Below are 14,919 nucleotides of genomic sequence, written 5' to 3'. Positions count from 1 at the left end.
GCGAACAAAGAAGAGCAGAAACGCCCTAACGAAAATCGGCGTTCAAATCCCACCCCTTACCTAACCCACAGTTGCCGCTCGATTCCTTCCGAACCGTGCCCAGCTTCTTCGAACCAATCAAGTCCCCCAAAGACTCTCCCCGCGTTCGAGAACGCCTCCCCGCGTCACTAGGTTTCAGTTCATCCAATGAAAGCCAAACCGATCCTGATCGCAATCGCCAGCATTACCCTGTTGATGGTTTTCGAATCATCCGCAAATGCGACGCCACCGACATCCGACAAACCTCGCGTCATCGTGACCACGGATGCAGAGATTGACGATCAATGTTCGCTCGTTCGCTTCCTGCTTTATGCGAACGAATGGGACATCGAAGGGATCATCACCTCAAGCTCCCAGTACCATTGGCATGACAAAAAGTGGGCTGGGGACGATTGGGCACAGCCGTACCTGGACGCTTACGCGGAAGTGCACCCCAATCTGATTCAACACGACAATCGTTTCCCCACTCCCGAATACCTGCGACAACGCTTGTTGCTCGGTAACGTCAAAACCGAAGGTGAAATGAATGAGGTCACTCCGGGATCACAACTGATCGTCAAAGTTCTGCTAGACGACAGCGATGATCGCCCCGTTTGGGTTCAGGCCTGGGGCGGCACCAACACCATTGCACGAGCGTTGAAAATTATCGAGGAAGAACATCCCGACCAAATGGAATCGGTTGCACGCAAACTACGCTTCTTCTTCATCTGGGAACAGGACGCGACCTACCAGAATTACATCCGACCGCACTGGGGAAAGTACAACATCCCAACGATCATCTCCGATCAGTTCATCGCCATCTTCTATCACTGGAAGAAGTATCTTCCCAAACACGAGCAGAGCTTCCTCAACGCATCATGGATGAAACCCAACATCCTCGAAAACCATGGCCCGCTATGCGAACTCTACCAAGCCCATACCAAAGGCGACAAAGGATTCGAAGACGGAGACTTCCGATCCGAAGGGGATTCTCCCGCCTTCCTGCATACCATCCCAACGGGACTACGAAGCTTGGAATCACCGGACTGGGGCGGTTGGGGTGGACGCTACGTGAAAGTCCGAGACAACACCTGGCTCGATCCTGTCGCGGACCCCAACTACCAATATCCCGCTGGCCGATGGTATGGGGAAACCGCGTGGGGACGTTCCCGACTTCGGAAGAACATCCGAAATGACCAAGACCTCACCGAATACCTCAAACCGATTTGGCGATGGACCGAGGCGATGCAAAACGATTTTGCATCGCGTGCCGATTGGTGTGTCAAACCCTACACCGAAGCCAACCACCCGCCCACCGTTGTTCTGTCTGGTGAGTTGAATCGAAACGTCCGGCCAGGGACCACCGTCCGCCTAAGCGCATCGGGCACGACAGACCCAGACGGTGACCAACTTTCTTTTCGTTGGTGGCAATATCAGGAAGCCGGATCTTACGAAGGGTCCGTTGCAATTCAAGATTCCAGCAAACGCGACGCCTCGATCACAATTCCCAACACCGCAAACCAAGGCGAAACGATCCATGTCATTTGCGAGGTAACCGACTCGGGCACACCCAAACTAACCCGGTACCAAAGGGTGGTCATCGAAATCGAATAGACGATTCCAAACCGGCCATGACCGATGGCGCCATACAAACATCCGTGTTACATCGAATCACCACGCAACTCAATCCAAAGCAAAGAAATGACCATGCGAAACACATCAGTTCTGCTCTTAATACTTTTCGTACTTTGCACCTGTCCCACCAATAGTTTTGCGGGTGGCCTGTTGGCGTTCCCGACTGCTGAAGGATACGGAAAGCACGCGGTGGGCGGACGCGGCGGGAAAGTGTTGGAAGTCACCAACCTGAACGATTCCGGCGAAGGCAGCCTACGTGCCGGCGTCGAGGCAGACGGCCCAAGGACGATCGTGTTTCGTGTTTCAGGAACGATCGAACTGAAAAGTGACCTGCGAATCAAAAACCCATTCCTCACAATTGCGGGACAAACCGCACCTGGCGATGGCATCTGCTTGCGAGGCTATCCCCTGATGATCAGTGCCGACGACGTGATCATTCGATATATCAGGGTTCGATTTGGCGATGAGTCCGGCAAGGATGCTGACGCGATCTCCGCGAGGTATGTGAAAAACCTCATCTTGGACCATGTGTCGGCAAGCTGGAGCGTCGACGAAACGATGTCTATCTATCACTGCGAAGACATCACGGTTCAGTGGTGCATTATCTCCGAAAGCATGTTCAACTCCAATCACTCCAAAAGCCAACACGGCTTCGGCGGCATCTGGGGATCCAACAACAGCACGTACCATCACAACCTGATTGCAAATCACTCGAGCCGCAATCCTCGTTTTGCGTCCGGTTGCGGCAATACCGATTACCGAAACAACGTCATCTACAACTGGGGATATCGCAGTTGCTATGGAGGCGAAGCAACGCAAGTCAAAAGCGAAAAGTTCATTTCAACCACGATCAACATGGTCGGCAACTACTACAAACCGGGACCAGCAACCTTGCCAAATGTCAAAGCCGTTATCGCCGGGCCATCCGCTCGCGGAGCCAATGACAAAGGTCACTGGTTCGTCGGTGGTAATCAAATGGAAGGAAGCACTGCGGTCACCGAAGACAATTGGCGTGGTGTGATAGGCAGCAGCTTCATCAAGCTCGATCAGCCGTGGGATGCCATGCCGATCCATGAACAAACCGCTGATGAAGCCTATACATCGGTCCTAGCCAACGCGGGTGCAACGCTACCTAAACGGGACTCTGTTGATTCTCGCATCGTCGAAGAAGCACGTACCGGGACAGCGACCTATGAAGGCGTCTACAAAACGATAAAAAAGGTCGCCGACCCACAAAAGGTGACCGGCATTATCGATTCGCAAACAGACGTAGGCGGTTGGCCACAACTGAACAGCTCCGAAGCACCCAAGGACGCCGACCATGACGGAATGCCAGACGCCTGGGAACTTTCCAACGGTCTAAACCCTAGCGATGCGGCCGACCGAAACCGGACCAATGAGGACGGCTACACCATGCTGGAAACCTACCTCAACGGAATCTAACGATTCGGCATTCCAAGCTCAGCTTTGGCCCACGTCGGCCACCAGACTTACTCTCCATGCGATCCCAAGTATGAAAAAGCGTTTACCATTCATTCGAACTGTGACGTCATTCGCTTGCGTCTGTACAGCGTCGGTGTCGCTGTTCTTTGCCAACGGTGATGCGAACGCACAAAAGCCACCGATTAGCCCACATCACGTCGTCGACCGAATCAGTTTAACGGACGCGAAATGGACCAACGGATTTTGGAACGACCGATTTGTCGCATGCCGTGACCGCATGGTTCCTGCCATGTGGGAAATCATGCGAGGGACTGAGTACAAGCCGTACTTCGAGCATTTTCGTATTGCCGCTGGGCTATCCGAAGGCAGCTATCACGGCGCCTCGTTCAATGATGGCGACTTCTATAAGTGGATCGAAGCGGTGTGCGCGTTGCAGGCCGTCGATCCCGATCCAGAGTGGGACGCACGTCTCGATGAAATCATTGCAACGATCGGCAAGGCTCAACGCGCCGATGGGTACATCCACACCCCAGTTTTGATCTCTGAACGCAACGGCACGTCGAAAGCCAAGCCGTTCGGAGATCGAAACAACTTCGAGATGTACAACATGGGGCATCTCATGACGACAGCATGCCTGCACCACGAGGTGACGGGAAAAGATGACTTACTCGCAATCGCGATCAAGGCTGCGGACTTCCTCGATGAAGCGTTTCGCAATCCCACCCCGGAACAAGCCCGGCACGCCATCTGCCCGTCTCACTACATGGGAATCATTGATCTGTATCGCGTCACAGGCGAACCGCGATATCTCGCCCTTGCCGAGCGTCTGATCAAGATGCGGGATCTTGTCAAAGACGGCGGCGATGACAACCAAGACCGCGTTCCGTTCACTCGCCAAAACGAAGCCGTCGGACACGCCGTCCGCGCAACCTATCTCTACGCCGGTGTTGCCGATTTGTACGCCGAAACAGGTGATTCTGAACTGTGGTCAACACTGAAGCCCATTTGGCAAAATGTCGTTGGAAAGAAGATGTACATCACCGGCGGATGCGGCGCGTTATACGACGGAGCTTCCCCTGACGGCTCGCGGAACCAAGGCTCGATCACACGGGTGCATCAAGCATTCGGCCGCAATTACCAGCTTCCCAATGTCACCGCGTACAACGAGACCTGCGCCAATATCGGTAACGTGCTATGGAACTGGCGTATGTTCCGTGCCAGTGGTGAGGCGAAGTACATCGATGTTCTTGAGCTTGCACTTTACAACTCAGTGCTTTCCGGGGTTGATTTGGAAGGCGATGATTTCTTCTACACCAACACACTTAGAAAACTGGAAAACGAACCCGCTCCTCTTCGCTGGTCACGTACCCGCGTCCCCTACGTGACCTCGTTCTGTTGTCCACCCAATGTGCTGCGAACGGTCGCCGAAGCAAGCGGTTACGCGTACGGCAAATCAGAAAACGAAGTCTGGGTCAACCTCTACGGATCCAGCGAACTCGACACGACATTGGGTGACGGAAGTCGGATCCGTTTGAAACAAGAGACCGACTATCCTTGGAGCGGTTCGGTCCGTCTTACCGTGATTGAGTGCGACTCGGATGGCACACGCCTGAATCTTCGTATTCCTGGATGGGCGAATTCCGCAGACATCACTGTCGATGACACAAAGCTGACCGGCGAAGCCACGCCCGGTACCTATGTGACGATACCAACGCCATTGCAAGCGGGAACGCAGATCGAACTCGAACTACCGATGCAGGCCAAACTCATCGAGTCGCATCCACTGGTCGAGGAAACACGCAATCACGTCGCGATCAAACGCGGCCCAATCGTCTATTGCCTTGAGTCGACGGACTTGCCTGCGGGAGTCTCACTGACCGACATCCACGTTCCATCGGATATCAAGCTTCAAGCCCATTACGACGCCGACCTTCTCGATGGCGTTGTCACGCTAAAAGGAACCGTGCAGTCACGTCCCTCCGGTGAATGGAATGGCACGCTCTATCGCGAGCTGACCAAGCCTGAATCGACTCCGGTGACAACGAAGTTCGTTCCGTATTACGCCTGGGACAATCGCGGCAAATCCGAAATGACCGTTTGGTTGCCACTCGACTGACAATCCGAACCAGCATGCGATTGGTGATGGCGTTGATGTAAGCAACAAAGGCCGAACGATTGATATTAAACAAATGCCACCTTGGCTAGTGCTGCTCCGCTAACAGCCGAATTACGAGCGACCGGGCGCAATCCCACCGGTAGCACACCCAAACGCATCCAACTTTGAGTCGACGACCATGCCCAATCGATACCTGACACTCCTGCTTCTACAACTAATTGCGTTTGCAACAACTCTGTTTGCAGAGCAGCCGAAACCGCGTTTGGTCGTACTTACCGACGTTTCAACATGGGAAACCGACGACAGTGAATCACTGGTTCGACTGTTCGCACATGCGGATCTGTTTGAGATCGAAGGGCTGGTTTTCACCACGGGGTGGAGTCTGGACAAAACTCGGGACGAGTTCGTCAACTTGATCCATGAACGCATCGACGCCTACGAAAAGGACCTTCCGAACCTACGTAAGCGATCCAACCAAACGGGCCATCAAACGAACGAATCGGTTCAAGAGATCGGATACTGGCCGAGCCCAAAGTACTTGCGAAACCACACGATGTTTGGCAGCACGAAACGGGGCGCCGATCACATTGGGGAAGGAAATGATTCCGCGGGAAGCGAATTGATTGTTCAGCTGGCTGATGAAGCGGACGATCGCCCCATCTGGATCACGGTCTGGGGCGGAGGCAATACTTTGGCTCAAGCCGTTTGGCGGGTTCAGCAAGACCGAAGTAATGACGAACTCAAAACTTTCCTGCGAAAGCTTCGTGTCTACACAATCACCGATCAAGACCGCGGTCAACGCACACCTTTTTCAGATAGTTCGCATCAGTGGCTTCGGAAAGAATTTGAAGATGACCTGTTCTTTATCTGGGACGAATGTGCCTGGAAATTCCAGAATGGAACCGGCAAGAGGAATTGGTCTGAATACGAATCACAAATTCAAAACCACGGCCAACTGGGAAAGGCCTATCCCAAATACAAGTACGGCGTCGAAGGCGACACGCCAGCGTTCCTACACGTGTTGCCAAACGGCTTAAACGACCCAAACGTGCCAAACCAAGGCGGTTGGGGCGGGTACTTCGAGCAGGGTGTTGGACAAGACGGGCAGACTCACTGCTACACCAATTTTGAAGGTTCAGCGAACAAGACATGCACTTCCCTGGCACGGCATTTCTATCCAGCCACGTTCAATAACTTCGCCGCCCGGATGGATTGGGCGAAAGACGGTGCCGGAAACCGAAACCCCGAAGTCGCCATCGTCGACAACCATGGACTTGAAATTCTTACCGAGAAGGTGCAACCAGGTTCAACCCTGTCACTCGACGCCTCGAACTCGCGAGACCCTGACGGAGACAAGCTGAGCTTCCACTGGTGGATCTTGAACAAAGCCGGAACGTGTGAAGCAGATATCAAGATCACTAATAGTGATTCAAGCATCGCGTCTATCAACGTCCCTCCGGGATCGGCGGGCGAGAACTTCCACGTGATTTGTGAAGTCACCGACAACGGCACACCCAACCTCACAAGCTACCGCAGGATCATTGTTGAGATAACGCAATAGCCTCTTATTGCTTCAACTCATAACCGAATTTCGCAGTCAGTTCGCCAAGAAACGACTCTCGAACCAAAACTTGTCGCAATTACAAAAACGCACAACATGCTTCCCAATTTCAAACACCGCCTCGCCTCTTCACTGATCGCAATCTGCCTTGCCAGTTTTTGCATCAACGTTTGCGCCGACGAATTGAAACGACGCGTATTTGTTCTCACCGATATTGAAAACGAACCCGATGACGCTCAATCACTCGTTCGGTTTCTTACCTATGCAAACCAATTCGACGTCGAGGGACTTGTCGCGACAACATCGATCCACCAACCCAACAAGACCGCACCCGAGCGAATCCGTCAAATCGTCAAGGCGTACGGTAAAGTTCAGCCCAACTTGTCGCTGCATGAACCGGGATATCCACCCGCCGAAGAACTGCTTTCGGTAGTCAGCGAAGGACGACCTGACTTTGGCATGAATGCAGTTGGCCAAGACCAAGACTCTCCCGGCTCGGAATTGATAATTGCGGCGGTCGACCGCGAGGACGATCGCCCGCTGTGGGTACCAGTCTGGGGAGGGCCCAATGTGCTTGCTCAAGCTCTTTGGAAGGTGAGAGCAACACGCTCGCCCGAAGCCGTTGCAAAGTTTGTCGCAAAGCTGCGCGTCTACACCATCTCCGACCAAGACAACAGCGGACCGTGGATACGCAAGACCTTCCCAGGTCTCTTTTACATCGCGAGCCCCGGCATTCACGCCGGCGGGGCCTATCACTACGCGACCTGGAGCGGCATCAGCGGAGATCAATTCCACGCTCGCTTTACCGGCGCCGACTTCAGCCTTGTTAACAACGATTGGCTTGATCGAAACATTCGAAAAGATCACGGCCCGCTCGGAGCTCAACACCCGCACACTGAATACCTGATGGAAGGCGACACGCCGAGCTTCCTGGGTTTGATCAGCAACGGCTTAAACACACCTGAAAAACCGAACTGGGGTGGGTGGGGTGGACGCTACGAGTTTTACACACCGCGGATGCAGAAGTGGTTTCACGAACCCGAAACACGCCCGCTTTGGACCGATGCGGTCGACGAAGTCAAAGGCTTCGATGGCAACTGGCACACTAGCAATCACGCAACCATCTGGCGATGGCGTTCCGCTTACCAAAACGACTTTGCCGCTCGCATCGACTGGACAATCAAACCGTACGAGCAAGCCAATCACCCGCCAGTCGTGAAACTTGCCCATGCCGCACAACTCACATCCCGGCGTGGCGACACGGTGAAGCTGAGTGCCGAAGGATCGTCCGATCCCGACGGCGACACGCTCTCCTACGAATGGTTTTACTACGGCGAAGTGGGTTCGTTTACGACCTCAAATGCTCGCACCGGCCAACCGCTGAAGATCGAGAACTTCGACCAGCAACAAGCTGAATTCGAAGTGCCGAAAGGACGCGTCATGTCACCGGGCACCGGCACGATGCACATCATTCTCGCCGTGACGGATAGTGGCTCCCCCCAACTTACACGCTACCAGCGTGTCATCGTCAATGTCACTCAGTAAACAACCAACCCTGATGCAACGACCATCGTCCTCATCGAGTTTTCGATTCATGATCGTTCACGTTGCCGTGATCGCGGCTATCGCAATTGTCGCATCGATCATCGGCGAGCCAGCGTACGCCCAATACCCCAAGATCTCGTCGGAGGTCTCGGCCGAAGCATCGCGTCGTAATTCCCTACGCCGACAACATTCCGATGAAGCTTGGAAGAACGCGTTGCCCGCAATTCGGAAGGCTGAATCCGCCGGAAAGCCCTTTATCCCTTGGGCTCAAAAACCATCGGATCTTCCGCAAGCTGACATTCCGGCGTTTCCCGGAGCCCAGGGCGGCGGCATGTACAGCTTCGGGGGCAGAGGCGGGAAAATCTTCGTCGTCACCAACCTCAACGATCGGGGCCCCGGCAGCTTTCGCGAAGCACTCGAAGCGGGAGGCCCTCGCATTGTCATCTTCAATGTCGCAGGGATCATTCGCTTGAAGGAGCGTATTCAAATCAGAGCACCCTACATCACCATTTCAGGAAGCACCGCACCGGGCGACGGTGTGTGCATCGCAGGCGACACCGTCGAAATTGATACGCACGATGTCATCATCCGCCACATGAGATTTCGCCGCGGCGAAACGTGGGTCGGCGACCGAAATGATTCACTCGGGGGAAATCCGGTGGGCAACATCATGATCGACCATGTCTCGGCCAGTTGGGGATTGGACGAGAACATGTCGATGTATCGTCATATGTACCGTCCCGACGATGGCGACCCTAATAGTCGTGGCCCCAACAACGGTGGCCCTAACAACGGCAGCGAGGAACGGAAGCTACCCACGGTCAACATCACCATTCAAAACTCCATCTTCAGCGAAGCACTCAACACATACAAGCATTCCTTCGGCAGCACCATCGGCGGATACAACAGCATGTTCCATCACAACCTTTGGGCCTGCAACGCCGGACGCAACCCGAGCGTCGGCATGGTTTATGACTTCACCTTCGTAAACAACGTCGTCTTCAATTGGCGACACCGAACGACCGACGGTGGCGACCATCGCAGCTTTTTTAACCTGATCAATAACTACTACAAACCGGGCCCTGTCACCCCTCTGGATCATAGCGTTGGCCATCGACTCATCAAACTCGAATCACGCCGCGCCAAGCCACCCGTTGATGACTTTGGGTTGGCGTACGTGCAAGGCAATGTCGTCGAGGGTAACGCCGAAGTTTCAGCCGACAATTGGGACGGTGGTGTGCAAGTCGATTCGATCGGCGATCCAAACAGCATCCTGAAGTCAGTGCGATCCGATACGCCGTACCCGCACGCTTACTTAGAAATTGAATCGGCTCAGGACGCTTACCGGCGGGTGCTTGAAAGTTCCGGTGCAACGCTTCCTCGTCGCGATGCAGTCGATCAACGAATCGTCGAAACCGTCCGCACCGGCAAGGCGACCGCCGTGGTCGGACCGAACGATCGCAAAATGCTCTCGAACCCCGCGTACTCGAAAGAGACCGTCGACGGAATACTCTCGGACGTTCCACGGGGGATCATCACGGACATTTCTCAAGTCGGCGGCTACCCCGACTATCGCGGCGAGCCCTACCAGGACTCCGACGGCGACGGCATGCCAGACCAATGGGAAGCAAAGCATGGCCTCGATCCACACGACTCATCCGACGCGAGCACGGATCGCAACGGTGATGGGTACACCAACGTGGAAGACTTCATCAACGGCCTCGACCCAACGGCCGAAGTCAAACGATGGCCAACGCCCCGCACCTATCAAGACAAGTGGACCTCCGCCCCTGATCTGAAAGCGAGACTCGAACGAAAATGAACACTCCATCCCCCAAGCTGTTGTTCGCCATTACCGCCGTGGTTGCGATCTTCGTCAATTCAACAATTTCGCAAGCGTCGCCCGTTCACTTCACCGTCGCCCAAGACGGCAGCGGAGACTTCCAGAAGGTACAAGATGCGATCGATGCGGTCTCACCAAACCAGACCACGCCTACGGTTATCTATATCAAGCCCGGAACTTACAAGGAAAAGATACTCGTTCCGGCTGGAACCACTCACCTGATGCTAATCGGTGAATCGTACACGAACACGATCCTCACCTACGACGACTGCGCCGGTAAAACGCCCGACTACGCCAGCACGCGAATCAAGGCGGATGACTTTACCGCCGAAAACCTGACGTTCCAAAACACGATCGACAGCCGAACGGGGATCAAGGGCGGGCAAGCAGCCGCGTTGCGCGTCGATGCGGACCGCGCCATCTTCTACAAATGCCGGATCACCGGATTTCAAGACACCTATTACACCGGCGGAAACAAGCGTTCGTACCACAAAGAGTGCTTAATCGAAGGCACAACCGACTTCATCTACGGTGACGGAATCGCCCTGTTCGAAGACTGCATCATCAACAGTCGCAAGAATTCGCACATAACCGCTCACAGTCAAAAGCTCAACAACGGCAAGCCGGCCAACAAATTCGGCTATGTGTTCAAGAATTGCAAACTGAATGCCTATCCCGGTGAAGAGGTATCAAGCGTTTCGCTCGGCCGGCCGTGGGGTAACGGGGCCCGCGTGGTCTACCTGAACTGCGAGATGGGTTCCCACATCAAAAAGGAGGGTTGGTCCATTTGGAAGGGCCGAAGCAATCACGAGACCGCATTCTACGCCGAGTACCAAAACAGTGGTCCTGGCTACCAACCAACCGATCGCCTTGCCTGGACCCATCAACTCACCGGCGAAGAAGCCGATGAGTACACGAAGGAAAACATCTTCGCAGCGGATAGTACGACCGCTACGACTTTAGCGAACGACTGGAACCCAACGATCACGGAAACGCATCATGTCGCCAACGCCATCCCCGCGTTTCCTGGCGCGGAAGGTTACGGTGCGATGACTCGCGGCGGGCGAGGCGGAAAGGTTATCGAGGTAACCAACCTGAACGACAGCGGTGAAGGAAGCCTACGAAATGCCATCGAAACCAAAGGACCTCGGATCGTGGTGTTCCGAGTATCCGGAACCATCTCACTGGAATCCGATCTTGTGATCGAAGAACCGAACATCACCATCGCGGGACAATCTGCACCGGGCGATGGGATCTGCCTGAAGAACTACAAGCTTCTAATTGCTGCGGACGAAACCATCGTTCGCCACCTGCGCATTCGCCGAGGACTCAAGTCCGGTGAAGCCGACGACGCACTTGCCATTCAGGATGCTGAAAACGTGATCGTCGACCACTGCACGATGAGCTGGGGCACTGATGAAACGCTCAACACGTGGCACGGCGCGAAAAACATCACCGTCCAGTGGTGTTTGGTATCGGAGGGTTTGCACCACCGCGGCCATGGCTTTGCTGCATCGTTGGGAGGCGTCAACGCATCTTACCATCACAACTTGATTGCCAATTGTCCTGGACGCAATCCAAGTGTCGCCGGCAACGACGAATACCAAACTCACAACATGGACTACCGCAACAACGTCACCTTCAACTGGGAAAACCGCACCGCCGACGGAAAGCCCAACAGCGTGAACATTGTCAACAACTACTTCAAACCCGGCGCAAACACTCGAACGATACGCTTTGCCAAACTGGAAAGCTCCAAGGGCTACACAAAAATCGGCATCGGTCTATGGCACGTTGCGGGTAACTACATGGAAGGCCATGACGCAATGTCCACCGACAATCGATTGGGCGTGACCGGCGAGACCCAACTTCTGGTTACCACCCCGGTGCCGTTCGCACCAGTCAAAACCGTACCCGCCGAGCAAGTCTTCCCGATGGTGCTCGCCGGCGCAGGAGCAACCCAACCCAAACGAGATTCAGTCGACCAGCGGATCATCAAGGAAGTCGAAACCGGCCGTAACACGTTTGGCAAGGGCGTCGTCGTTGATCCAGCCGATGTGGGTGGCTGGCCGAAACTCGCGTCCACCACGCCGCCGAAGGACACCGACCACGACGGCATGCCCGACGCCTGGGAAACGAAAAACGGACTAAATCCCGACAATGCGTCCGACGCGGGTTCAGACCGCGACGGCGATGGATACACCAACGTTGAAGAATATCTAAACGAACTTGCGACACGATAGATCCTGAGACTCCTCCGCCCCAACTCACCCAAAAGAGCGAACGAAAATGAAACGAGCAAGCATAATTCCAAAGTCTGGGAAGCAAACATTGTTGCGTTGGATTCCCGTCGCGATCCTTTCGCTCGCGTGCAACATCGGTGCAGCAGAAACGCCTTCGGTTCCGTCCTTCCCGGGAGCCGAAGGTTATGGTGCCGCAACGGCAGGAGGCCGCGGTGGAAAGGTGATTGCGGTGACCAACCTGCATGAATCAGGCCCCGGCAGCTTGCGTGCCGCATGCGAAGCCTCTGGTCCGCGCATTGTCGTCTTCAAAGTTTCGGGCACCATCGAGGGCAATGTTAGCATCCGCAACGATCACATCACCATCGCCGGTCAAACTGCTCCGGGCGACGGCATCACGATCAAGGGTCGACTCGGCATTGGTGCCAACGATGTGATCATCCGGTACATCCGTGTGCGAACCGACGAAGGTGACGATGCCATCTCGGGTCGATACAAAAAGAACATCATCCTCGACCACGTCACCGGTAGCTGGAGTCGCGACGAGGTGATGTCCATCTACCACTGCGAAAACGTGACCATTCAGTGGTGCATGATTAGTGAAGCGTGTTCCAAATCACATAAATTCGGTGGAATCTGGGGCAGCAACTACAGCACGTATCACCACAACCTGTTCGCGCATAACATTTCTCGCAATCCGCGTTTCGCCTCCGCCGCCGGCTTCAACGATTTCCGAAACAACGTCATCTACAACTGGCAACACCAAAGCGTTTATGGCGGCGAAGCCATGCAAGGCAACAAAGGATTTAAGTTTTCCACGATCAACCTGGTCGACAATTACTACAAACCTGGTCCCGGAACCCGCTCGAATGTAACAAGCCGGATTCTCGATCCTTCCACACGGGGTGGAGAATCGGATGCAGGCAAGTGGTGGGTTGCAGGGAACTACGTGGTGGGTGCTGAGGACGTCACGGCGGACAATTGGAAAGGCGTCGCCAAGAAGAACTCCTATTTTCGACTCACCGAACCTTGGGATGCGATGCCGATTCGCCAACAAACCGCACAAGAAGCGTACGAATCCGTTCTCGCTTCCGCGGGATGTTCGGTCCCCAAACGCGACATCATCGACAGTCGTATCGTTGAAGAAGTTCGCACGGGCACTGCCAGCAAAGGCACTAACGGTTTTGTCGAAAACCAACAAATGGCAGGTGGTTGGCCCGAACTTCATTCTGAACCCGCACCAGCCGACGCTGACTTCGATGGCATGCCCGACGACTGGGAAACGACAGCAGGGCTCGACCCCAGCAACGCGTCCGATGCAGCCGAAGACAAGGACAACGACGGATACACCAACATCGAAGAGTACATCAACGGTACGGATCCGACCATGTTCGTGGACTACACCCAACCACAGAACAACGTGAACACGCTGAAGTAGCATTGCCCGTTTCGAAACATCCATTTTCCAAAAGCAGGTCAACAACATGATCTTACGTACGGCTATTGCGGCGTTGTGCCTCACTTCGCTTGCAAACTCGCTGGCAGCCGACAACCCGGCCGGCAAGTTGGTCAACAAGCCCGACAGTTGGTTCCGCAGCGATGAGGGACGCGACGCCCTGACCTGCATTCTGTCGTGGCAATCTGAGCATGGCGATTGGCCCAAGAACAAGAACACCACTCGCGATCAATACACCGGCGACCGTGCCAAGTTGAAAGGCACATTCGACAACGGTGCGACATCTGGCGAACTCAGAACGCTCGCTCGTGCATTCAATGCCACCAACGAACCTGCTTACAAAGAAGCGTTCCTTGTTGGATTTGATCACATCCTGAACGCCCAATACGACAATGGTGGTTGGCCACAGTACTTCCCGCTGAGCAAACAGTATCACCGACACATCACGTTCAATGATGGCTCGATGATCCGTATCATGGAGTTCTTAACCGATGCGACTGAGTCGAAAGAGTACGGGTTCCTAGACAAAAAGCGTCGCGACGCCGCAACCCAGGCGATTCATCGTGGCATCGAATGCATTTTGAAATGCCAAGTCGTCGTTGATGGAGTTCCGACGGTTTGGTGCGCCCAGCACGACGAAGTCACGTTAAAGCCAGCGAAAGCACGGGCGTACGAGTTGGTCTCGCTCAGCGGCGCTGAAAGCACGGGCATTCTGAAATACCTGATGCAACTCAACGATCCATCACCCGAGGTCATCCGGTCAGTCAAACACGGCGTCGCTTGGTTCGACGCGAACAAGATTGAAGGATTCCGATACAAGCGAAGCAAGACTGCACCTAGTCTCACCGCGGATTCTTCAGCGTCGCCTCTTTGGGCGAGGTTCTATGAAGTTGAAACATTTCGACCGATGTTTTGCGACCGCGATGGCATCGCCAAATACGATCTCGAAGAAATCGGACCTGAACGTCGCGGTGGCTACGCGTGGTATGGCGGTTGGGGCGAGAGCCTAGCCAATGAATACGCTAAGTGGCCCCACCAATAACCCGTCAAAACCGCTTTCCC

At 54.6% G+C, this 14,919-nt stretch carries 9 protein-coding genes; all 9 read left to right on the top strand.

Annotated elements, in window-relative coordinates; all coding sequences use genetic code 11:
• Positions 1–186: 186 nt before the first annotated feature.
• Positions 187–1,632: a nucleoside hydrolase-like domain-containing protein gene (locus tag ACR3ZL_RS11800; RefSeq protein WP_473652950.1), complete on the top strand. Its 1,446-nt coding sequence runs from the start codon at positions 187–189 to the stop codon at positions 1,630–1,632.
• Positions 1,633–1,725: 93 nt separating this feature from the next.
• Positions 1,726–3,096: a pectate lyase family protein gene (locus tag ACR3ZL_RS11795; protein ID WP_473652951.1), complete on the top strand. Its 1,371-nt coding sequence runs from the start codon at positions 1,726–1,728 to the stop codon at positions 3,094–3,096.
• A 70-nt stretch (positions 3,097–3,166) separates the two neighbouring features.
• Entirely contained in the window at positions 3,167–5,212 is a 2,046-nt protein-coding gene (locus tag ACR3ZL_RS11790) for an aceric acid hydrolase (RefSeq protein WP_473652952.1), read from the top strand.
• Between the two features lie 178 nt (positions 5,213–5,390).
• Complete coding sequence (locus tag ACR3ZL_RS11785) at positions 5,391–6,773, top strand: DUF1593 domain-containing protein (RefSeq protein ID WP_486173481.1); 1,383 nt, start codon at positions 5,391–5,393, stop codon at positions 6,771–6,773.
• A 96-nt stretch (positions 6,774–6,869) separates the two neighbouring features.
• Positions 6,870–8,318, top strand: a complete 1,449-nt coding sequence (locus ACR3ZL_RS11780; RefSeq protein ID WP_486173480.1) for a nucleoside hydrolase-like domain-containing protein — start codon at positions 6,870–6,872, stop codon at positions 8,316–8,318.
• Between the two features lie 49 nt (positions 8,319–8,367).
• Positions 8,368–10,140 carry a hypothetical protein gene (locus ACR3ZL_RS11775; RefSeq protein ID WP_473652955.1) on the top strand — a complete coding sequence of 591 codons (1,773 nt, stop codon included), beginning with the start codon at positions 8,368–8,370 and terminating at the stop codon, positions 10,138–10,140.
• A complete protein-coding gene (locus ACR3ZL_RS11770) occupies positions 10,137–12,404 on the top strand; it encodes a pectinesterase family protein (protein WP_473652956.1) in 2,268 nt (755 codons plus the stop codon). Before ACR3ZL_RS11775 ends, ACR3ZL_RS11770 begins: the two co-directional genes overlap by 4 nt.
• 46 nt (positions 12,405–12,450) lie before the next feature.
• Positions 12,451–13,839 (top strand): pectate lyase family protein, encoded by a 1,389-nt coding sequence (locus ACR3ZL_RS11765; protein WP_473652957.1) that lies wholly within the window; start codon positions 12,451–12,453, stop codon positions 13,837–13,839.
• 46 nt (positions 13,840–13,885) lie between these two features.
• Complete coding sequence (pelA, locus tag ACR3ZL_RS11760; RefSeq protein ID WP_473652958.1) at positions 13,886–14,899, top strand: pectate lyase; 1,014 nt, start codon at positions 13,886–13,888, stop codon at positions 14,897–14,899.
• Positions 14,900–14,919 lie beyond the last annotated feature (20 nt).

It is taken from the genome of Rhodopirellula sp. J20-39 (assembly GCF_057365095.1).
Note: the sequence above shows the minus strand (reverse complement) of the source record. Positions and strands in the feature narration are given on the sequence as shown.